Origin of the sequence: Blastochloris tepida (genome assembly GCF_003966715.1) — a bacterium.
GTDB classification, from domain to species: domain Bacteria; phylum Pseudomonadota; class Alphaproteobacteria; order Rhizobiales; family Xanthobacteraceae; genus Blastochloris; species Blastochloris tepida.
Map to the genome: position 1 here is coordinate 1,687,587 of NZ_AP018907.1, position 19,829 is coordinate 1,707,415.

The following is a 19,829-nucleotide window of genomic DNA, read 5'->3' on the forward strand; positions in this document are numbered from 1 at the left end:
CGTCTCAAGGTCGATATTACTGCGAATTCCAGGCAGAATTCCGCGGAAATGCCGGCAAAACGTGCCATCCCCATCGAGCGGAACCGGATCGAAAGCTGCGACCTGTTCGTCGCCACCCGCGAGATCACCATCGGGCACGGAACCGAGACCTATCGGCTGCGCCTCACGGCCCAGAACAAGCTGATCCTGACCAAATGAGGGGTGCGATGCGAACCAGCGCTGCGCGGATCGCCGTCCTGGCGCGGCCAGTCTTGGCGGGGCTCGTCTTGGCGGGGCTCGTCCTGTCCGGTCTTGCCATTTCCTTCCCCGCCACTCGCGCCATGGCAGCCGGTGCGACCTCCCCCGACGCCAGCCGCATCGTGTCGGTGGGCGCCGCGGTCACCGAGATTCTCTATGCGCTCGGGCTCGACGGGCGGGTGGTGGCGGTCGATGCCACCAGCCAGTTCCCGGCGCGGGCGCTGAAGGAGAAGCCGAGCGTCGGCTATCTGCGCCAGCTTTCTCCCGAGGGCGTGCTCGGCACCAATCCCTCGCTGGTGCTGGCCGCCGCGGCGGCCGGCCCGCCCGAGACCGTGCGGGTGCTGGAGGCGGCCGCCGTGCCGCTGGTGCGGGTGCCGGACAGCTATGACGGCGCAGGCATCCTCGCCAAGATCCGCCTGATCGCGGCGACCGCCGGCGCCGCGACGCGCGGCGAATGCCTCGCCGCGGCGGTGGCGGGCGATCTCGATGCACTGGCCGGGCTCGGCAGCAAGGTGACGGCGCCGCCGCGCGTGGTGTTCCTGCTGTCCTTCGTCAATGGCCGGGCCATGGTCGCCGGCCGCGGTACCGCCGCCGACGGGATGATCCGGCTGGTCGGTGCGGTCAACGTGTTCGACAACCTCGACGGCTACAAGCCGGTCACCGACGAGGCGGTTGTCGCCGCCCGCCCCGAGACGGTGATCGTCATGGACACCGGCGGTATCCCCGGTCCCGGCGGCGCCGGCATGCTGACAGCCGATCAGGTGTTCGCGCACGCTGGCTTCGCCGCCACGCCGGCCGCCGAGCATCGCGCCTTCCACCGCATCGGGGCGCAGGCGCTGGCCTTCGGCCCCATCACCGCACAGGCGGCGCTCGATCTGGCCCAGACACTGCATCCCGGCCTTGCCGCCGCACCGCGCCCACCCGCACCGGACTGCAGCCGATGACCATGGCGCTGCCGGCCACTGCCGGCGCCGAGCGGCCGCACCACCCGCTGGCGCATGCGCCAGCCCTGGTGCTGGGCATCCTGCTCGCGCTGCTGATCGCGGCCGCGCTCAGTGCCGCGACGGTCGGCGCCGCCGGCATTCCACTGGAGCGGCTGCCGGCGGCGCTGGGCTTGGTTGCTGGCGATCCCGCGACGGTCGAGCGCGACCGGCTGGTGGTGTGGTCGATCCGCCTGCCGCGCATCGCCATGGCGGTGATGGTGGGCGCGCTGCTGGCGGCCGGCGGCACGATCCTGCAGGGGCTGTTCCGCAATCCTCTGGCCGATCCCGGCCTCGTCGGCGTCTCCAGCGGCGCGGCGCTGGCCGCCGCCGCCACCATCGTGCTGGGCGACCGGCTGATGCCGACGCTACCGGCCGAGACGCTGCCGGTTGCGGCCTTCGCCGGGGCGCTCGTCGTCACCGCCACGCTCTACCGCATCGCCACGCGCGGCGGGCGCACCTCCATCGCCATGCTGCTGCTCGGCGGGCTGGCGATCGGCGCGCTGGCGGGGGCACTCACCGGCCTGCTGGTGTTCGTCGCCGACGACCGGCAATTGCGCGATGTGACGTTCTGGACGCTCGGCTCGCTGTCGGGCGCCACCTGGGCCAAGGCGGCGACCATCCTGCCCTTCCTGCTGGCGCTGGTGGTCGCCACACCGCTGCTGGTGCGCGACCTCGACCGGCTGGCGCTCGGCGAAGCCGAGGCGTTCCACCTCGGCACCTCGGTCGAACGGCTCAAGCGCCTCGCCATCGTGCTGGTGTCGGCGGCGGTGGGCGCGGCGGTGGCGGTGTCCGGCGTGATCGGCTTCGTCGGCATCATCGTGCCGCATCTGCTGCGGCTCATCATCGGGCCGGGGCACCGGCTGCTGGTGCCGGCCGCGCTGCTGCTCGGCCCGGTGCTGATGCTGGGCGCCGACACCCTGGCGCGGTTGGTGGTGGCGCCAGCCGAGCTGCCGATCGGCATCCTCACCGCCATTCTGGGCGCGCCGGTGTTCCTCGGCCTGCTGCTGCGGCAGCGGGCGCAGATCGGGCTGTGACCGATGGCCGTGCTGGATGCCGAGGCGATTACGGTGGCTGCCGGCAGCAAGCGGCTGGTCGATGGCGTCTCGCTCGCCATCGAAGCCGGCCAAGTGGTGGCGCTGGTCGGCCCCAATGGCGCCGGCAAGTCGACCCTGCTGCGGGCGTTGTCTGGCGAGATCGTGCCGCGCGCCGGTTGCGTGCGCCTGCGGGGCGCGGATATCCGCAGCCTCAGACCGGCGGCCCTGGCGCGGCGGCGGGCGGTGATGTCGCAGAACTCGACCGTGGCGTTCGCCTTCACCGTCGCCGAGGTGGTGCGGATGGGAGCCGGCGAGCGTCAGGGGCCGCGCATCGAGGCGTTCGTCGACGCCGCGCTGGCAGAGGTCGACCTCTGCGGCTTCCGCGAGCGGATCATCACCACGCTGTCGGGCGGCGAGCAGCAGCGCGCCCATTTCGCCCGCGTACTGGTGCAACTCATGGTCGGCGCCGAGACCGAAGGCCCCGGCCTGATGCTGCTCGATGAGCCGATCGCCGCTCTCGACCTGCGCCACCAGCTCGACATCGCCGATTCGATGCGCCGGTTCGCCGCCCGCGGCGGCACGGTGCTGGCGGTTCTGCACGACCTCAACATCGCCGCCCGCACCGCCGATCGCATCGTGGTGCTCGACCGCGGCCGGCTCGCGGCCGACGGGTCGCCGCAGGCGACCGTGACCGAATCGATGCTGCAGACGGTGTTCCGGGTCGGCGATGCGGTCGGCCACGTGCCGCCGCAGGGCACGCCCTTCGTGCTGCCGCACGCCATGCGGGCGATGGTTTGAGCGGCGTCCGGCTGATCAGCCGGAAACCGCATCAAACTTTCATTTCTCCACGCCAGAAAGCTATCGCAATAACAGCGTGGGAATGGTCGATGAGCGCAACAGATCGGCGGTCTTGCTCCCGAACAGCAGGCTGCGCAGCGGCGAGTGACCAAACGCGCCCATGATGAGCATATCAATGGCCTGTTCTTTGACCGTCTTGGCAATGATGCTTTCTGCATCGCCTGGGATCAGCGCGGCGGTAACGTCAAAGCCCGCGGCTTCCAGGGTGGTTTTGGCCCAATCAAGCTTCTTGATGGCGTCCTGGCTTTCCTTGCCCGACATCAGCAGGTAGATCGGCAGGCCCCGGAACAGCGGACTCTCCGCGACCATCTCGACGCCACGCCGGGTGATGGTGCCGCCATCGAAGGCGATCATCACGCGCCGCGGTTCCTTGAAGTCTTCGGTCACGGTCAGAATGGGCTTACGGAGGGCGCGCACCACGCGCTCGACATTGCGGCCGAGATCGCGCCGCGTCATTTCCGCAGCCTCGCCACGGCGGCCCAGGACGAGCAGGCGCACACCCTCCTCCTGCTCCTGCTCGGCCAGCGTCTCTTCCAGTTCGCCGTGGCGCTGACGCACATCGACCTGCATCGCGCCAGCGGCAACAGCGCGTTCGCGCAGGCGATTAAGGAAGATGCGGCCCTGCTCTCGTGCGCTCTTGGTGCGGGCCTCGTCCTCGGTCGATAGCTTGGTCAGCAAATTCTCTTGGGCGTCGATGCCAATGGCACCGCTGTGGTCTTCGCCCGATCCCAATTCGGGATGGCGGTCGATGACGTGCAACAATTCCAGCGGCGCATCCATGCGTCTGGCAGCCCAAGCAGCATAGTCGGCCACGTAATCCGCAAAGCGGGATTGATCGACGCAGGCCAGCACTTTGTTTTTGCTATTCATGGTCTTTCCTCCCTTCAGTGGCCCGTCAGCATGTCTTCAGCGCCGTCCTTGTCATGCACGGCGAACTTGTCCACCATCGTGGCGCTGGCCTCGTTCATCCCGATGATTTCCACCTCGGTGGCTTCGCGCCGGAACTTGATGACCACCTTGTCCAGGGCGCTTACGGCAGTGATGTCCCAGAAGTGGGCACGGCTCACGTCGATGCGCACCTTCTCGATGACCTCCCTGTAATCGAAGGCATTGATGAAGCGCTCCGCCGAAGCGAAGAACACCTGCCCCGCGACCGTGTAGGTCCGCATGCGGCCCTCGTCCTCGGTTCGCGAGGTCACACGTAGAATCTGGCCCACTTTGTGCGCGAAGAAGAAGCCAGACAGCAGCACGCCGACCAGCACGCCCTTGGCCAGATCATGGGTGCCGACCGTCACCACCACGGTGGCCAGCATCACCACGCTGGAACTCTTAGGGTGTTCGCGCAGGTTGCGGATCGAGGCCCAGTTGAAGGTGCCGATGGACACCATGATCATCACCGCGACCAAGGCCGCCATCGGAATGAGCGCAACCCAGTCGCCGACGAACACCACCATGAGCAGCAGGAACACGCCGGCCGCCAATGTGGACAGCCGGCCCCGGCCACCGGATTTCACGTTGATGACCGATTGGCCGATCATCGCGCAGCCTGCCATGCCGCCGAGAAAGCCGGTCGCGATGTTCGCCACGCCTTGTCCCACGCATTCGCGGTTCTTGTTGCTGCTCGAGTCGGTCAGGTCATCGACGATTGAGGCCGTCATCATCGACTCCAGCAGGCCGACGACTGCCAAGGTGGCCGATACCGGGAAGATAATCTTTAGCGTTTCAAGGTTCAGCGGCACGTCGGGCAGGAGGAACACCGGCAGGCTGTCCGGCAGCGTGCCCATGTCGCCCACGGTGCGAATGTCGAGGCCAAGAAACACGGCAACAGCCGTCAGCGCGACGATGGCAACCAACGGCGACGGCACCGCCTTGGTGACATAAGGGAATAGGTAGATGATGCCGAGCCCGGCTGCCGTCATGGCATAGACATGCCAGGTGACATTGATCAGCTCGGGCAGTTGCGCCATAAAAATCAGAATGGCCAGCGCATTGACGAAGCCGGTGATCACCGAGCGCGAGACGAAGCGCATCAGTGCGCCGAGCCTGAGCCAGCCCGCGATGATCTGGAGGACGCCGGTCAACACCGTGGCGGCGAGCAGGTATTGCAAACCATGCTCTTTCACCAGGGTGACCATCAGCAGCGCCATTGCCCCCGTGGCGGCCGAGATCATACCCGGACGCCCGCCGACGAAGGCAATCACAGTGGCGATACAGAATGAGGCGTACAGGCCGACCTTGGGGTCAACGCCGGCGATGAGCGAAAAAGCAATCGCTTCGGGGATGAGTGCCAGCGCGACAACGATGCCTGCCAGCAGATCGTTTCGGATATTGGAAAGCCACTCCTGGCGTAAGGATTTCATCATTCATCTATTCCGGTGGGGTTGCCAGCCGTGGTGGCAGTTGGGGGCGAACGCAGATGCGTCTTCCGGCCAACGGAACAGAGAATGAACTCTGGGTGGTTTTGGGCCAGCAAGACGCGGTGAGTCGGACGTGCAGCCTCGTGCGAGCGCGGTGATGTCGAAATGGCTCGCAACGAGCAGGAGGCTTACACGGGTTGGGACTCCGACGCTTCGGTTTGCCGTTTCTTTGATATAATTATTTTACAGTCTTTGCCGCAACGCAGCAATTGCGGTTCCGGTAAAATTTAGTTGGTAATCACCTTACACATTCTTCCCGCGGTTTGGCAATTTTTTGGGCTTCGCAGCGGCGACGAAGCGGTATGGCATCGGCTCGACGGCTTACGGTCTGCTGGGCGAGGCTTGCGCGCATCAAGCTCGACGACGAACTTCTTGTTGACCAAGGATCCGGCCCTTGCCCTTTGCAGGTGGCTGTCCAGAAACCGGCCATGACGAAGGTGGGGTCAAACTCGGGGGCAGTTGGCATGAGCGCTTATTTCCGCTCCTCGGCCATCACCGCGAGGCCGCGCTGCACCGCCGGGCGGGCCTTCACCGCATCCAGCCAGCGCTTGAAATGGGGGAAGCGGGCAATGTCCTGGCCCTGGCGTTCCCACAGCTTGGCCCAGCCGACGCAGGCGATGTCGGCGATGGAGTAGTCGCCCGCCAGATATTCCCGGTCGGCGAGGCGCTTGTTCATCACGCCATAGAGCCGGGCAACCTCGTTGGTGTAACGGTTGATGGCGTACTCGATCTTCTCGGGCGCGTAGATGCGGAAATGGTGCGCCTGCCCGGCCATCGGCCCGAGCCCGCCGACCTGCCAGTAGAGCCACTGCTCGACCTCGACGCGGGCGCGCTCGTCGGCCGGATAGAACCTCCCGGTCTTGCGGCCGAGATACTGCAGGATGGCCCCCGACTCGAACACCGAGATCGGCCGGCCGTCCGGCCCGTCGGGATCAATGATCGCCGGAATCCGGTTGTTGGGCGAGATCGCGAGAAACTCCGGCTTGAACTGGTCGCCCTTGGAGATGTTCACCGGCACCACGGTGTAGGGCAGCCCGCACTCCTCCAGCATGATGGAGACCTTCCAGCCGTTCGGGGTCGGCCAGTAGTGCAGTTCGATCGGCGCAGGCGCAGCAGGCATGACGAACTCCGAGTAAAGCCAGACCGGCTGACCAGATCCTGGCCTGCCGATCCAAGTCGCGCCGAACATCCGGGTCCGAGGACGGGATCTCCGGCGGCTGGATCGCGGAACTCCGGCGCATTCAGCCTGATTCCGCATCCACCCGCGAACGCGGCGGGCGGCGGAACCTAAAGTCAGCGGCCCTGCCCTGCAACGGCCTGCCGCGCAGGGGGCGGCTGCAGGAAACAACAGGGGCGTCTACAGAGGCTTGCGTCACAGCCGCTTCTTGAACCCGGCGTGGCTCCGCGCGAAGCCCAGCCGCTCATAAAAGCGGTGGGCATCAAGGCGCGCCACATTCGATGTCAGCGCCAACGTCGAAGCACCCCGCGCCCGCGCCTGCCGCTCGGCATCGACCACCATGGCCGCGCCGATGCCCTGGCCGCGCAGATCCGGCGCGACCTGCACACCTTCGAGGATCGCCCGCACCGCACCCTGCCCGGCCAGCGAATGGGTCACGATGAGCTGATAGGTGCCGGCCACCCGGCCATCGATCCGGGCGACGAACAGATCGGTGCCGGGCGACGCCGCAATCGCCTCGAACGCCGCCCGATAGCGCGGCAGCGCCGCGGCGTCGTCCGTGTCGTCATGGCCGCCCAGCGGATCGGCGGCGAACATGGCGACGATGTCCGGCAAATCCTCAGGCCGTGCGCGATCGATCGTCAGCGCCGAAGCGCCCTGCCCCATCCCCAGATCCATTCGCCCTCCTCCTGTCCCACCACCGGTGCGACGAAACGACCATGGCCGGGGCGGAACGCCCCCTCCCGCCTTCGCGTTATGCCGGCGGACACCGGACCGCGAGCCGGGATGTCCCGGAACACCCGTCTCGGCACACATCGTGCCGAGTAGCGAGTATTGGGACACATGCATGTCCGCGCACGTCCGTGAGACGGCCCGTTGCAGCATTTCCTGGACACATGCCCGCACCGCATACCCGGTGACGGGCGTGGCCGTTCATGAACCCCGCTGCCCGTGGGCCGACCATCCCCGCTCTCTGCGCCTGCAGATCGGACGCGGCCCGACCGCCTCGTGGAATCCCCCACCGAACGATCGAAAGGATTGAGCCATGGGCCTGTTTTCCAAGGACATCAAGAGCCTCGACGATCTCTTCGTGCATACGCTGCGCGACATCTACTATTCCGAGAAGCAGATTCTCAAGATGCTGCCGATGATGGTCGAGAAGGCGCACGACCCGCAACTGAAACAGGACTTCGAGATGAACCGGAGCGAGACGGAAGGCCACGTCGCTCGGCTCGAAAAGGTCTTCGCCATGCACGGCTCCGCCGCGCGGCAGGTACGCTGCCCGGCGATCGACGGCATTCTGGAGGAAGCTAGCGAGATCGTCGGCCAGGTCGGCGATGCCGAAGTGCTCGACGCGGCGTTGATCGCCGCCGCCCAGGCGGTCGAGCACTATGAGATCACGCGCTATGGCACACTGGTCGCCTGGGCGCGTCAACTCGGCCGCGCCGACTGCGCCGCCCTGCTGAAGCAAAACCTCGACGAGGAGAAGGCGACGGACAAGAAGCTCACCGCCGCGGCCGAGAGCAAGATCAATCTGCGCGCCGTAAGCTGAGCGGCGCTCCTGGCGATCGGGCGGCCGGCTCAGTCGGCTACCCGTTCGTCATGAAGCGACGTCGTCCCGGGCGAGCGTAAGCGAGACCCGGGACCGTCATCCGGAAAAGGCACCCATCCTGGCAACGGTCCCGGGTCGAGCACCTACGGTGCTTGCCCGGGACGACGTCAGGATGGGTGGTCAAAGCCCCAGCTTCTCCTTCAGCAGGTCGTTGACCGCCTGGGGGTTGGCCTTGCCCTGGGTCTTCTTCATCACCTGACCGACAAACCAGCCGATCATGGTCGGCTTGGCCTTGGCCTGCTCGACCTTGTCGGGGTTGGCGGCGATCACCTCGTCGATGGCGGCGGCAATCGCGCCGGTGTCGGTGACCTGCTTCAGGCCGCGCGCCTCGACGATGGCGGCCGGCTCGCCGCCCTCCGTCCACACGATGTCGAACACGTCCTTGGCGATCTTGCCGGAGATGGCGCCCGAGGCGATCAGGTCGAGGATGCCGCCAAGCTGGGCGGTCGACACCGGCGACGAGCCGATGTCCTTGCCCTCCTTGTTGAGGCGGCCAAAGAGTTCGTTGATCACCCAGTTGGCGGCCGCCTTGGCGTCGCGGCCCTTCGCCACCGCCTCGAAGAAGTCGGCGGCCTCCTTCTCGGCCACCAGCACGTCGGAATCATAGGCGGTGAGGCCGTACTCGGCGACGAAGCGCGCCTTCTTGGCGTCCGGCAGTTCGGGCAGATCGCGCTTCAGCGCCGCGATCTCGTCGGCCTCCAATTCCAGCGGCAGGAGATCGGGGTCCGGGAAATAGCGGTAGTCGTGCGCCTCCTCCTTGGAGCGCATGGCGCGGGTCTCGCCGCGGCCGGGGTCGAACAGCCTTGTTTCCTGGTCGATCGATCCGCCGTCCTCCAGGATGGCGATCTGCCGGCGCGCTTCGGTGTCGACGGCCTGGCCGATGAAGCGGATCGAGTTGACGTTCTTGATCTCGCAGCGGGTGCCCAGGGGCTCGCCCGGCCGGCGTACCGAGACGTTGACGTCGGCGCGCAGATTGCCCTTCTCCATGTCGCCGTCGCAGGTGCCAAGATAGCGCAGAATCGTGCGCAGCTTGGAGACGTAAGCCTTTGCTTCCTCGGCCGAACGGATGTCGGGCTTGGAGACGATCTCCATCAGCGCCACGCCGGCACGGTTGAGATCGACATGGCTCATGGTCGGGTGCTGGTCGTGCAGCGACTTGCCGGCGTCCTGCTCCAGATGCAGTCGCTCGATGCCGACCTTGATCTGGCGGCCACCTTCGAGATCGACCACCACCTCGCCCTCGCCGACGATCGGGCTCTTGTACTGGCTGATCTGATAGCCCTGCGGCAGGTCCGGATAGAAATAGTTCTTGCGGTCGAAGACGCTCTTATCGTTGATTTTTGCGTTGAGCCCCAGGCCGGTTCGCACCGCCTGCCGCACGCATTCGCCATTGATCACCGGCAGCATGCCCGGCATGGCGGCATCGACCAGCGACACGTGGCTGTTGGGGTCACCGCCGAAGGCGGTGGAGGCACCGGAGAACAGCTTGGCCTCCGAATTCACCTGGGCATGGATCTCCATGCCCACCACCACCTCCCAGTCGCCGGTGGCGCCCTTGATGAAGGATTTCGGATCGGGCGTGCGGGATTCGGTCATGGTCGGGATCTTCGGTGCGGGATCTTCGATGAATGGGGTTGGGCCTATATAGCGGGATCACGGCCGAAACGGAAAACCCCGCCAGCGGGGTTCGTGCGGTCAAGGCGCGTGCGGTCAAGAATTTCGGCGTCGGTTTCCGAGCGCCCGAAGCCCGACCTGTCAGCGCCGCGCCACCCACTGCACCACCGGCAGCGCCGGCCGCCACGCGGTGAAGCTGCCGACCGGCCCGGCCCGCTCGATGGCGATGCGGGTCAGCGCTCCCCCCACCCGCGCCTGCCACGCCATCGCCTTCGCCTCGGTCTCCAGCGTCACGGCATTGACCACCAGCCGGCCGCCGGGCCTGAGCGCCGCCCAGGCTGCTTCGATCACCCCGGCGTCATTCGCGCCGCCGCCGATGAACACCGCATCCGGCGCCGGCAGGCCGGCCAGCGCCGCGGGCGCCTCGCCAAGCCGGAGATCGAATTGCGGCACGCCGAGCGTCAGCGCGTTGCGCTGCGCGCGCACCAGACGGTCGGCGCTCGATTCGATGCCGATGGCGCGATTGGCGGGATGGGCGAGCAGCCATTCGATGCCGATCGAGCCCGCCCCAGCGCCGATGTCCCACAGCAACTCGCCGGGGTGCGGCGCCAGACTTGCCAGCGTCAGCGCCCGGATCTCCCGCTTGGTGAGTTGGCCGTCATTCTCGAACAGCTCGTCCGGCAAACCGGGGGTGGCCGGCAGAATGGACGCCTCCGGCCCGGCTTCGGCCTCGATCGCCACAGCCACGGGGGCGTTAATTTCTGTTACATCGAAGGCGGAAGCCGTTGATGTACGCACCCGTTCGCGCGGGCCACCGAGTGCCTCCAGCACGTGAAGTCGCGACGGGCCGAAGCCGAGCCCGGCGAGATAGCCGGCCAGTTGTGCCGGGGCAGCGCCATCGCGCACCAGCACGATCAGCCGGACGCCTGGGGCCAGATGCGGCCGCAGCGCTTCCAGCGGCCGGGCGTGCAGGCCGAGCGTCGCCGTCTCCTCAATGCGCCAGCCGAGCCGGGCCGCGGCGAGCGAGAAGGTCGAGGGCGCCGGTACCACCCGCATATCCGCTGCCGGCACATGGCGGGACAGCGCTGCGCCTGCGCCGAACCAGAACGGATCGCCCGAGGCCAGCACCACGACGCGCGTGCCGCGATGGGCGAGCAGCTTCGGAATCGAGGCTGAGAACGGCACGTCCCAGACGAATTCCGGCTTGCCGAGGGCCGCGACCAGATCGAGGTGGCGCCGGCCGCCGGCCACCAGCTCGGCGGCATCGAGCAGCGCGCGGGCGGCGGGGCAAAGGCCGTCGAGCCCGTCCTCGTTCACGCCGATGATGGACAACCACGGCCCGGCCGTGCCATCGCTCCCGCCCATGACCTCACCCTTACGCGTTCTGATCCTCGGCGGCTCGACCGAGGCGACCCGGCTTGCCGGCGCGCTGGCCGCGGACGCCGCCTTCGACGCCGTCGTCTCCTTCGCCGGCCGCACCGAGGCCATCCGGCCGCCCGCGGTGCCGTACCGCGTCGGCGGCTTCGGCGGAATAGACGGGCTTGTCAAATATCTTCGGGATGCGCGCATCGGACTGGTGGTCGATGCCACCCACCCGTTCGCGGCGCAGATGAGCACGCACGCGGTGGCCGCCTGCCGGTTGGCCGGCGTGCCGCTCTTGGCGATCGAGCGGCCGGCCTGGACGCCGGGACCGGGCGACCGCTGGATCGACGTGCCCGACATGGAGGCGGCGGTCGATGCGCTGGGCGAAGCGCGGCGCCGGGTGTTCCTCGGCATCGGCCGGCTGAATCTGCCCGTGTTCGCCCGCGCGCCGCAGCACGCCTATCTGGTGCGGCTGGTCGATCCACCGAAGGAAGCGCTGCCGCTGCCCGACGTCGAGGTGGTGGTGGCGCGCGGCCCGTTCGAGGCGGCGAGCGACCGCGCCATGCTCGAACGATTCGGCACCGAGATGGTCGTAACCAAGAATTCCGGCGGCGTTGCCGCGGACGCCAAGCTCACTGCGGCGCGCGAACTCGACATTGCGGTGGTGATGGTGCGCCGTCCCTCGATCCCGGCGCGCCCGGTGGTGCCGACCGTCGAGGAAGCCCTCGACCGACTCGCCAAGCTTGCCGCCGGCCGGACACCGGACGGGCTGCGCGCGTTATGATGAACTGAGCGTCGAGGGAGGCAGCAATGGCAGGTGAGCGGCGAGGCGGACAGTCGATGATCCGGCGCGGGTGCGGCGCGGTCCTTGCCGCTCTGCTCGCCGGGTTTTTGCTCATCGGTGTCTCCGCGCCCGCCGGCGCGGCCGATCCGGCCTTCCGGCGCTGGCTGCAGGAGCTGTGGCCGGAGGCGCAGAAGCTCGGCGTGTCGCGCGCGACCTTCGATGCCGCGGTCGCCGGCCTCGAGCCCGATCTGTCGCTGCCCGATCTGGTGATCCCCGGCCGGCCGGACAAGCCGCCGCGCGGCCAGGCCGAATTCGTGCAGACGCCCGAGCAGTATCTGCGGGAAAAGACGCTGGCGAACCTTGCGTCAGAGGGCCGCCAGCTCTTCGCGAAGCATCGCGACACGCTCAATCGCATCGAGCGGCGCTATGGCGTGCCGGGGCCGGTGGTCGTGGCGATCTGGGGCCGCGAGACCGCGTTCGGCAGCTACAAGCTGCCGCACGATGCGTTGACCGTGCTGGCGACGCAGGGCTTCTACGGCAAGCGCAAGGACTTCTTCCGCAACGAATTTCTGCATGCGCTGAAGATGCTGCAGGACGGCGTGCCGCGTGCCGACATGCGTGCCTCGTGGGGCGGCGCGCTCGGCATGACGCAGTTCCTGCCCTCGGAATTCTATCGGCATGCGGTCGATTTCGACGGCGACGGCCGGGCCGACATCTGGCGCTCGGTGCCGGATGCGCTGGCCTCGGCGGCGCAGCAGCTTGCGCACAAGGGCTGGCAGGCCGGCCACCACTGGGCCTATGAGGTGAAGGTGCCCAAGGGCACCGATTGCACCATCGCCGATCCCGATCATCTGCGGCCGCTGAAGGACTGGCTCGCGGCCGGCTATGTGCCGGCGGCGAGGAAGCCCCTCCCCGCCGATCTCAACGAGCCCGCCTCGCTCCTGATGCCGGCCGGCCTGTTCGGCCCAGCCTTCCTGATCCTCAAGAACTATTACGTCATCAAGGACTATAATTTCTCCGACCTCTACGTGCTGTTCGTCGGCAACGTCTCCGACCGCATCGCCGGGGGCGGACCGTTCGCCACGCCTTGGGGCAAGGTGGTGCAGCTTCGCACCGCCGATCTGGAGGAGATGCAGCGCCGCCTTGCCGCGCTCGGGCTCTACCGCGACAAGATCGACGGCAAGGCGGGCATGCGCACGCGCCTCGCGCTCGGCGCCTATCAGAAGGTCGAGGGCCTCACGCTCGACTGCTGGCCGGGTGCCAACGTGCTCGACCATCTGCGGGCGGCCTCGCAGGCGCAGTGAACGCCGCCCGCCTGTCGTTTCGCTCAACGCTCCTGCTGCCGGTGAACTCGCCGACCTGGTTACCCGCCTCCTGAGCAGGTTGAGTGCGTGAACAGCCTGTGAGGCCCAACGCCTGCCAAGAAATCCAACCTTGCAGCGACCGCGTATACCGCCCAGAGTATTAGCCGCAAGCAGCTGAGTTGCTTCAACTCGAACGCTTGCACCTGCGGCCAAGTAACGGAGCGGAAACATGGCGCGGGTGCTGATCATCGGAGCCAGCCGGGGAATTGGTCTTGAGACGGTGCGTCAGGCGCTCGATGCCGGGCACCGAGTGCGCGCCTTCGCCCGCTCGGCCGAAAAAATAGCTCTGTCGCCCCCAACTCTCGAAAAGATGAATGGCAATGCGCTCGCCCGCGCCGATGTCGAGGCGGCGGTGCGGGGCGTGGATGCCGTCATCCAGGTGCTGGGCGTCGGGGCCGGCGAGCTGTTCCGACCCGTGCGGCTGTTCTCGGATGCGACGCGCATTCTGATCGCGGCGATGGAAGCGGCCCGCGTGAAACGGCTGATTGCCGTTACCGGCTACGGCGCCGGGGACAGCCGTGGCAGCATGAGCCTTCTCCAGCGCGTACCGTTCCAGCTGCTGCTCGGCCGCGCCTATGCCGACAAGGACGTGCAGGAACGCATGATTCAGGCCAGCGCGCTCGACTGGACCATCGCCCGACCCGCGGTACTTACCAATGGCGCGCGCACCGGCCGCTACAAGGTACTCGTCGAACCCGCAACCTGGCGTAACGGCGTCATCTCGCGCGCCGACGTCGCCGATTTCCTGGTGAAGCAGATTGAAGACCGCAGCCTGCTGCGCAAGTCACCGGTGCTGGCGTGAGCGCAAGACACCCCGCAACTCACCCCGCACCTCGGAACGATCTGAACGTCCACCTCGTCGTGCTCGGCCTGCCTGCCTGCCGCGACTTCGACAAGAGCCATAAGCCCGCCAACGGATGCGATACGCAGCAAGGAGACTCGGTGTGACCATCGCCCCAAATCCTCAGCAGTTCTCCGTTGACGCCGATTTCCGCCCCCATGCGGTGATCATCGGTGCCGGATTCGGCGGCCTCGCCGCCGCCGTCCGGCTCGGCGCTCGCGGGTACCGCGTGACGGTGGTCGACCGGCTCAACGGACCGGGCGGGCGGGGTCGCGGCTTCCAGCAGGACGGCTTCACCTTCGATGCGGGCCCGACCATCGTCACCGCGCCCCACACCTTCGAGGAACTGTGGGGGCTGTGCGGCAAGCGGATGTCCGACCACGTGCCGCTGGCACCGGTCGACCCGTTCTACCGCATCATGTTCGCCGATGGCTCGACGTTCGAGGCCAGCCAGGACACCGAGGCGGTGCGCGCGCAGGTCGCCAAGCTTTCGCCCGGCGATCTCGCCGGCTGGGACCGCTTCATGGCGCGCAGCGAATCGAACCTGCGCGAGGTCTATGAGCGAATCCAGCACGTCCCGTTCCGCTCGATCTGGGACATGTCGATCGCCATGGGGGGGCTCGCCCGGCTCGAAGCCTATCATTCGGTCTACGGTCTGGCGGCGCGCTTCGTGAAGGACGAGCGCCTGCGTCAGGTGCTGTCGTTCCATCCGCTGTTCATCGGCGGCAATCCGTTTGCGGTGAGCGCGTTCTATTCCGTCATCCCCCAGCTGGAGAAGACGTGGGGCGTCCATTTCGCCATGGGCGGCACCAGCAAGCTCGCCGACGGTCTCGCCGATCTCATCCGCGAGCAGGGAGGGGTGCTGCGCTTCCGCCAGGACGTGCGGGAGATCATGGTCGAGGGGGGCCGCGCCACCGGCATCCGGCTGACCTCGGGCGAGACCATCGACGCCGACATCGTGGTGTCGAACGCCGACTCCGCCTTCACATACGGGCGCCTGCTGCCGGCCCATGTGCGCCGCCGGCGCTGGAGCGACAGGAAGCTCGAGCGCGCGCGCTACTCGATGAGCCTGTTCATCTGGTACTTCGGAACCGATCGCCAGTGGCCGGAGGTGCAGCCTCACACCATCCTGATGGGCCCCCGCTACAAGGAGCTCATCAAGGACATCTTCGAGAGAAAGGTGCTGGCGTCCGATTTCAGCCTCTATCTCTATCGGCCGACCGCCATGGACCCGTCGATGGCGCCCAAGGGCTGCGACAGCTTCTATGTGCTGTCGCCCGTGCCCAATCTGCAGGGCGACACCGATTGGACGGCGGCCGCCGAGCCCTACCGCCGCGCCATCGAGGACAGCCTCGCCACCAAGCTGCTGCCGGGACTCAAGGGATCGGTGGCGACCTCGCGCGTGGTGACGCCGCTGCATTTCCGCGACACGCTGCTGTCGCCGCACGGCGCCGGGTTCGGGCTGGAGCCGGTCATGTCGCAAAGCGCGTACTTCCGGCCGCAGAGCTGCAGCGAGGATATCGACGGCCTCTATCTCGTCGGTGCCGGCACCCATCCCGGTGCCGGACTTCCGGCGGTGCTGGCCTCGGCGACAATTCTCGACAAGGTGGTGCCGGACGCAGGGCAGCTTGCCCGAAACGGACACCAGTTCCTGCGAGGCGGCGGCGTGTTCTGAAGACGGCAATTCGCGGCCGCGTTCAGCGGCTCCGTCTCGGCATCGATCCGACGCTCGAGCTCCACAGGCAATAGGCGCCGCCTGTGGCCTCAGCGCACATGCTGCCATTGGCCGCGCCGCCGCGGCGCGGCTCTGAACATTGCCACCCCGCGGACACGTTTCGCGGGCGAGATTGCGTACGCGCCGACGCTGTGAGGGCGGCAACGCGGCTCTGGAAGGACGCCGCGATCCGGGGGCACGACTGGGGGGACAGCATGACTGGGGGGACATCACGCTCTCGAAGGACAGAACATGGAGTGGCATCGATGAACTTCCTGCGACATCCCGGCGGCCCGCGCAGGCGCGTCGTCATCGTCGGCACCGGCGCGGGCGGACTCGCGGCGGCGGTGGAACTGGCGGCGAGCGGCTTCGAGGTGATTGCGATCGAGCGTGACTCGGCCCCCGGCGGCAAGCTCAAGCCGTCGACGATCGGCGGCGTCACCTTTGATGTCGGACCGACCGTCTTCACCATGCGCTGGGTGTTCGAGGAGCTGTTCGCCGCGGCCGATGAAGATCTTGCCACCCACATCCCGATGCAGCCGGTGGAAATCCTGGCCCGCCACGCCTGGCCGGGCGGCGCGCGGCTCGATCTGTTCGCCGACCCCGCCCGGACCAAAGATGCGATCGGCGATTTCGCCGGAGCGGCGGAAGCCCGCGCGTTCGAGACCTTCCATGCCGAGGCAAAGACGATCTACCGGCTGGTAGAGGAGCCGTTCCTGCGGGCGTTGCATCCGAGCTCGATCGCGCTGATCCGCCGCCACGGCCTCGAAGGGCTGCGCATCAAGCCCTTCACCACGCTCTGGCGCGAGCTCGGCCGCCATTTCCGCGACCCGCGCCTGCAACAGACCTTCGGCCGCTACGCCACCTATTGCGGCTCGACGCCGTTCGCGGCACCGGCCACGCTGATGCTGATCGCCTATGTCGAGCAGCAGGGCGTGTGGCTGGTCGAGGGCGGCATGCGGCGGATCGCCGGCGCCATGGCGGCGCTCGCCAGCGCGCGCGGCGCCACCTTCCGCTATGGCACGCATGTGGAGCGGCTGCTGGTCGAAGGCGGCCGCGTCGCCGGTGTCGTGCTCGAAGGCGGCGAGGTGGTGGCGGCGGATGCGGTCATCGTCAATGGCGATGTCGCGGCGGTGGCCTCCGGCCTGTTCGGCCCCGAGGCGGCGCGGGTGGTGCCGCAACGGCCGAAGTCCGACCGTTCGTTCTCGGCGATCACCTTCTCGATGCTCGCCGAGACGGACGGATTCCCGCTGATCCGCCACAACTTCTTCTTCTCGCGCGACTACCGGGCGGAGTTCGCCGACATCGTCGCCGGCCGGCTGCCGGTGGAGCCGACGGTCTATCTCTGCGCCCAGGACCGGGGCGACAATGGTCTTGCCGGCAATGCCGCGGCCGCGCCACGCGAGCGGCTGTTCCACCAGCTCAACGTGCTGGCGCAGGGCGACGAGCAGCATGTTCAACTGGGCGAGATCGAGGCCTACCTCAAGCACACGGTGAGGCACCTCGATGCGTGCGGGCTCGGCGTGCGTTGGCAGCCCGGCGAGATGGCGGTGGCCACCCCCTCCAACTTCCACCGCCGCTTTCCGGCGACCGGTGGGGCACTCTACGGGCAGGCCACGCACGGTTGGCGCGCGCCGTTCCGCCGGCCGAGCGTGCGGACCACCCTGCCCGGCCTCTATCTCGCCGGGGGCTCCGCCCATCCGGGTGCCGGCGTGCCGATGGCCACCCTGTCGGGGCGCACCGCTGCGGCCTGTCTCATGAATGATTTCGCCGAGGAACGGGCAGCGCTGGTCGGCTGGCGGGAGGCGGCGATGCCGGGCGGGCTCGCCGTGCCGTGAGCACGCCGGTGGCGGCCGGTCACGCGGGACGATCGAGCCAGCGCTCGATCGCCTCGATCGTCACCATCCCCTCGCAACGCCCGGCGCCGGCGATGTGCCGGTAGGGCGCGTCCGGCTCGCCGAGGTCGCTCACCGTGGCAAGCGCGTCCTCGAACGCGCCGGTGCCGATCTGGTGGGCGGTGTAAAGGCTCGGCGTGACGAGAGTGGGAAGCCCGGCGGCGCGGGCGGCAACGAGGCCATTGGCCGAATCCTCGAACGCCACGCACGCGCCGGGCGGCAGCGCCATGGCGTCGAGAACATATTGGTAAATGTCGGGCGCGGGCTTCTTGGCGGCGACCATGTCGCCGGCGCCGATCACCGCGAACCTGCCGACGGCACCGGGGCCGAGCGTGGCGCAGAGCAGCGCCTCGACATTGGGCAGGCTGGTGGTGGTGGCGATCGCCAGCCGCAGCCCGGCCTCCTCGGCCTGCCGCATCAGCCGGGCGATCCCCGGCCGCAGGCGCGCCGCGCCGCCGGCAATCAGCGCCGCATAGCGCGCCGTCTTGGCCGCGTGCAGCTCGGCGATGCGGCTGGCCACATCGGGCGCGCTTTCGGCATGGGTGGCGATGAAATGCGCAAGGCGCTCCTTGCCGCCCGCGACATCCAGGAGATCGCGGTAGAGATCGATGTCCCAGTGCCACGGCAGGCCGACATCGGCGAAGACGTCGTTGAAGGCGCGCCGGTGCAGCTCCTCGGTTTCCGACACCGTGCCATCGATGTCGAATATCAGTGCGGCAAGCGCCATCTGCCCTCCCCGACGAGGCCGATCCGGTCCGGGCCGAACCGGCCCGGATCCAGAATGCCGCCGGAACGCCGCCAGCGGAAGAGCGCCCGGAGGCTGATCCGGTCGCGCCGGCTGGCGGAGGGGGTTGGGCCGCCCTCACTCAAGCTTCAGGATTCTCTTCTGCCACATACGGGCCTCGAACATCACTCGGCTGCTGAGTTCGTGGGCCCCTGCCCAGGTTGCGTTCGTATATTGTCCATCGAACGCGGCGGCATCGACCACGACAAGACCACCGAATACGGCTGCAAGAACGAGGAAGCGTCGCATGGCAGCACGATATGCGGCCCGCGTCTGCAATCATTTAAGGTCAAAGCTCAAATACGCGGCGATTGCGATTTGACGGTCTCGCCTGCGGCCGCGCCGCCGGCCGAAAGGGTGCCTCGCCGGGGCTTCTGAACGCCTCCTACACCATCACTGCCGACATCGACGTGCCGGAGGGCGGTGCCGAGGGCATCATCCTGAACTCGGGCGGGCGCTTCGCCGGCTGTGGCTTCTCCCCGCTGCAGGGCAAGCCGGCTGCTGCAGGGCAGGCCGGTGTTCCTGTGGAACCTCGTCGATCTCAAGCGCATGAAATCGCAAGCTCTTCGATACGTTTGTCACCGATACCCCCTGGCCGGCCGATCCGGCCGTCGTATACTGCAACCAGGTTCCGCCGCGTGCGCGCGTTTGCGCGCGTGCCGCGAGGAACGGCAGGAGCTGCCCCACCTCCGGGATGAAACCTGCATTGTGGAGGATCAGGTCATGAAGCTTCGCAACATGCTGCCGGTTGCCGGTGCTCCTCTTCTTGCGGCAAGCATTTTCCTTGCTGCAGGCATCCTCCTTGCTGCAAGCGTGCCGGGCCTTGCCGGTCCATGCACGCACGCGATCGACCGGATGCAGGCCCGTGTCGACGCCCTTCTTGCGGCCCGTGCCGCAGCCGGGCCGTCGGCGACCGAGGGCACGAGCGCCACCATGCATCGCCAACCGACGCCGGAGTCTATCGCGGCGGCCGAAGCCAAGCTCGGCGACATTTCGACCGAGACGTTGGATGCCATCGCCACCGGCATGACCCGGGCGCGTGAGGCCGACCGGGCCGGCGATGCCGAAGCCTGCAAGGCGGCGCTGGCCGAGGTCGGACGCGCCCTCGGCGCGCCGGCCGACTGACCCGCCACCCCGGCGACCGCGATCTCGC

19 protein-coding genes are annotated in these 19,829 nt (G+C 67.9%); 12 read left to right on the plus strand and 7 right to left on the minus strand.

The genetic code is table 11. From position 1 onward, the window contains the following. The first annotated feature begins 48 nt into the window (after nt 1-48). Genes hemP through BLTE_RS07795 form a run of 4 tightly spaced genes read left to right on the plus strand, consistent with a single transcriptional unit; the run spans nt 49 to nt 3,052 of the window. The gene (gene hemP, locus BLTE_RS07780; RefSeq protein ID WP_126402110.1) at nt 49-198 is read left to right on the plus strand and encodes a hemin uptake protein HemP; all 150 of its coding nucleotides are present in this window, start codon (nt 49-51) and stop codon (nt 196-198) included. Nucleotides 199-206: 8 nt separating this feature from the next. Continuing rightward, complete coding sequence (locus tag BLTE_RS07785) at nt 207-1,181, plus strand: heme/hemin ABC transporter substrate-binding protein (protein WP_126399081.1); 975 nt, start codon at nt 207-209, stop codon at nt 1,179-1,181. Further along, nucleotides 1,178-2,254 (plus strand): FecCD family ABC transporter permease, encoded by a 1,077-nt coding sequence (locus BLTE_RS07790; RefSeq protein ID WP_126399083.1) that lies wholly within the window; start codon nt 1,178-1,180, stop codon nt 2,252-2,254. The genes BLTE_RS07785 and BLTE_RS07790 overlap by 4 nt, the downstream gene beginning before the upstream one ends. 3 nt (nt 2,255-2,257) lie before the next feature. Further along, nucleotides 2,258-3,052: a heme ABC transporter ATP-binding protein gene (locus tag BLTE_RS07795; RefSeq protein WP_126399085.1), complete on the plus strand. Its 795-nt coding sequence runs from the start codon at nt 2,258-2,260 to the stop codon at nt 3,050-3,052. A gap of 60 nt (nt 3,053-3,112) precedes the next feature. On the opposite strand, the gene BLTE_RS07800 is transcribed toward BLTE_RS07795, so the two are convergent. The 4 genes from BLTE_RS07800 to BLTE_RS07815 all read right to left on the minus strand — a co-directional run bounded on the left by BLTE_RS07800 (nt 3,113) and on the right by BLTE_RS07815 (nt 7,372). Continuing rightward, complete coding sequence (locus BLTE_RS07800; RefSeq protein WP_126399087.1) at nt 3,113-3,982, minus strand: universal stress protein; 870 nt, start codon at nt 3,980-3,982, stop codon at nt 3,113-3,115. Between the two features lie 14 nt (nt 3,983-3,996). Next, nucleotides 3,997-5,472, minus strand: a complete 1,476-nt coding sequence (locus BLTE_RS07805; RefSeq protein WP_126402111.1) for a SulP family inorganic anion transporter — start codon at nt 5,470-5,472, stop codon at nt 3,997-3,999. Between the two features lie 529 nt (nt 5,473-6,001). Continuing rightward, nucleotides 6,002-6,649 carry a glutathione S-transferase N-terminal domain-containing protein gene (locus BLTE_RS07810; RefSeq protein WP_126399089.1) on the minus strand — a complete coding sequence of 216 codons (648 nt, stop codon included), beginning with the start codon at nt 6,647-6,649 and terminating at the stop codon, nt 6,002-6,004. A gap of 252 nt (nt 6,650-6,901) precedes the next feature. Beyond that, nucleotides 6,902-7,372 (minus strand): GNAT family N-acetyltransferase, encoded by a 471-nt coding sequence (locus BLTE_RS07815; RefSeq protein WP_126402112.1) that lies wholly within the window; start codon nt 7,370-7,372, stop codon nt 6,902-6,904. Nucleotides 7,373-7,751: 379 nt separating this feature from the next. Here BLTE_RS07815 and BLTE_RS07820 point away from each other — a divergent pair, with 379 nt between their 5' ends. Then, nucleotides 7,752-8,258, plus strand: coding sequence for a YciE/YciF ferroxidase family protein (locus BLTE_RS07820; protein ID WP_126399091.1), 507 nt, complete (start codon nt 7,752-7,754; stop codon nt 8,256-8,258). Nucleotides 8,259-8,438: 180 nt separating this feature from the next. Here BLTE_RS07820 and gatB read toward each other — a convergent pair whose 3' ends face one another. Continuing rightward, nucleotides 8,439-9,914, minus strand: coding sequence for an Asp-tRNA(Asn)/Glu-tRNA(Gln) amidotransferase subunit GatB (gatB, locus tag BLTE_RS07825; RefSeq protein WP_126399093.1), 1,476 nt, complete (start codon nt 9,912-9,914; stop codon nt 8,439-8,441). A gap of 159 nt (nt 9,915-10,073) precedes the next feature. Next, nucleotides 10,074-11,297, minus strand: coding sequence for a precorrin-6y C5,15-methyltransferase (decarboxylating) subunit CbiE (gene cbiE / locus BLTE_RS07830; RefSeq protein WP_126399095.1), 1,224 nt, complete (start codon nt 11,295-11,297; stop codon nt 10,074-10,076). Here cbiE and BLTE_RS07835 point away from each other — a divergent pair. The 5 genes from BLTE_RS07835 to crtD all read left to right on the plus strand — a co-directional run bounded on the left by BLTE_RS07835 (nt 11,296) and on the right by crtD (nt 17,835). Then, entirely contained in the window at nt 11,296-12,078 is a 783-nt protein-coding gene (locus tag BLTE_RS07835; protein WP_165439196.1) for a cobalt-precorrin-6A reductase, read from the plus strand. The two genes, cbiE and BLTE_RS07835, sit on opposite strands and share 2 nt — an antisense overlap. Before the next feature lie 56 nt (nt 12,079-12,134). Then, the gene (locus BLTE_RS07840; protein WP_126399097.1) at nt 12,135-13,382 is read left to right on the plus strand and encodes a lytic murein transglycosylase; all 1,248 of its coding nucleotides are present in this window, start codon (nt 12,135-12,137) and stop codon (nt 13,380-13,382) included. Between the two features lie 229 nt (nt 13,383-13,611). Beyond that, nucleotides 13,612-14,244 carry an NAD(P)-dependent oxidoreductase gene (locus tag BLTE_RS07845; protein ID WP_126399099.1) on the plus strand — a complete coding sequence of 211 codons (633 nt, stop codon included), beginning with the start codon at nt 13,612-13,614 and terminating at the stop codon, nt 14,242-14,244. A 115-nt stretch (nt 14,245-14,359) separates the two neighbouring features. After that, on the plus strand, nt 14,360-15,958 hold the full coding sequence (gene crtI / locus BLTE_RS07850; RefSeq protein ID WP_126399101.1) for a phytoene desaturase family protein: 1,599 nt from the start codon (nt 14,360-14,362) through the stop codon (nt 15,956-15,958). A 305-nt stretch (nt 15,959-16,263) separates the two neighbouring features. Next, complete coding sequence (gene crtD, locus BLTE_RS07855) at nt 16,264-17,835, plus strand: 1-hydroxycarotenoid 3,4-desaturase CrtD (protein ID WP_126399103.1); 1,572 nt, start codon at nt 16,264-16,266, stop codon at nt 17,833-17,835. Nucleotides 17,836-17,854: 19 nt separating this feature from the next. Here crtD and BLTE_RS07860 read toward each other — a convergent pair whose 3' ends face one another. Next, nucleotides 17,855-18,619, minus strand: a complete 765-nt coding sequence (locus BLTE_RS07860; RefSeq protein WP_126399105.1) for an HAD-IA family hydrolase — start codon at nt 18,617-18,619, stop codon at nt 17,855-17,857. A gap of 231 nt (nt 18,620-18,850) precedes the next feature. On the opposite strand from BLTE_RS07860, the gene BLTE_RS18045 reads away from it, so the two are divergent. Continuing rightward, the gene (locus BLTE_RS18045; RefSeq protein WP_160140548.1) at nt 18,851-19,054 is read left to right on the plus strand and encodes a hypothetical protein; all 204 of its coding nucleotides are present in this window, start codon (nt 18,851-18,853) and stop codon (nt 19,052-19,054) included. A 345-nt stretch (nt 19,055-19,399) separates the two neighbouring features. Further along, on the plus strand, nt 19,400-19,801 hold the full coding sequence (locus BLTE_RS18050; protein WP_160140549.1) for a hypothetical protein: 402 nt from the start codon (nt 19,400-19,402) through the stop codon (nt 19,799-19,801). The last annotated feature ends 28 nt before the right edge of the window (nt 19,802-19,829 follow it).

Excerpts from the sequence above, each read along its gene's own strand:
- BLTE_RS07835 (WP_165439196.1), top strand. The coding sequence starts at position 11,296 with ATGACCTCACCCTTACGCGTTCTGATCCTCGGCGGCTCGACCGAGGCG.
- BLTE_RS07845 (WP_126399099.1), top strand. The coding sequence starts at position 13,612 with ATGGCGCGGGTGCTGATCATCGGAGCCAGCCGGGGAATTGGTCTTGAG.
- BLTE_RS07860 (WP_126399105.1), bottom strand. The coding sequence starts at position 18,619 with ATGGCGCTTGCCGCACTGATATTCGACATCGATGGCACGGTGTCGGAA.
- BLTE_RS07810 (WP_126399089.1), bottom strand. The coding sequence starts at position 6,649 with ATGCCTGCTGCGCCTGCGCCGATCGAACTGCACTACTGGCCGACCCCG.
- hemP (WP_126402110.1), top strand. The coding sequence starts at position 49 with ATGCCGGCAAAACGTGCCATCCCCATCGAGCGGAACCGGATCGAAAGC.
- BLTE_RS07785 (WP_126399081.1), top strand. The coding sequence starts at position 207 with ATGCGAACCAGCGCTGCGCGGATCGCCGTCCTGGCGCGGCCAGTCTTG.
- BLTE_RS07795 (WP_126399085.1), top strand. The coding sequence starts at position 2,258 with ATGGCCGTGCTGGATGCCGAGGCGATTACGGTGGCTGCCGGCAGCAAG.
- BLTE_RS07790 (WP_126399083.1), top strand. The coding sequence starts at position 1,178 with ATGACCATGGCGCTGCCGGCCACTGCCGGCGCCGAGCGGCCGCACCAC.
- BLTE_RS07800 (WP_126399087.1), bottom strand. The coding sequence starts at position 3,982 with ATGAATAGCAAAAACAAAGTGCTGGCCTGCGTCGATCAATCCCGCTTT.
- BLTE_RS07815 (WP_126402112.1), bottom strand. The coding sequence starts at position 7,372 with ATGGGGCAGGGCGCTTCGGCGCTGACGATCGATCGCGCACGGCCTGAG.
- BLTE_RS07820 (WP_126399091.1), top strand. The coding sequence starts at position 7,752 with ATGGGCCTGTTTTCCAAGGACATCAAGAGCCTCGACGATCTCTTCGTG.
- crtD (WP_126399103.1), top strand. The coding sequence starts at position 16,264 with ATGAACTTCCTGCGACATCCCGGCGGCCCGCGCAGGCGCGTCGTCATC.
- crtI (WP_126399101.1), top strand. The coding sequence starts at position 14,360 with ATGCGATACGCAGCAAGGAGACTCGGTGTGACCATCGCCCCAAATCCT.
- cbiE (WP_126399095.1), bottom strand. The coding sequence starts at position 11,297 with ATGGGCGGGAGCGATGGCACGGCCGGGCCGTGGTTGTCCATCATCGGC.
- BLTE_RS07840 (WP_126399097.1), top strand. The coding sequence starts at position 12,135 with ATGATCCGGCGCGGGTGCGGCGCGGTCCTTGCCGCTCTGCTCGCCGGG.
- BLTE_RS07805 (WP_126402111.1), bottom strand. The coding sequence starts at position 5,472 with ATGAAATCCTTACGCCAGGAGTGGCTTTCCAATATCCGAAACGATCTG.
- BLTE_RS18050 (WP_160140549.1), top strand. The coding sequence starts at position 19,400 with ATGAAGCTTCGCAACATGCTGCCGGTTGCCGGTGCTCCTCTTCTTGCG.
- gatB (WP_126399093.1), bottom strand. The coding sequence starts at position 9,914 with ATGACCGAATCCCGCACGCCCGATCCGAAATCCTTCATCAAGGGCGCC.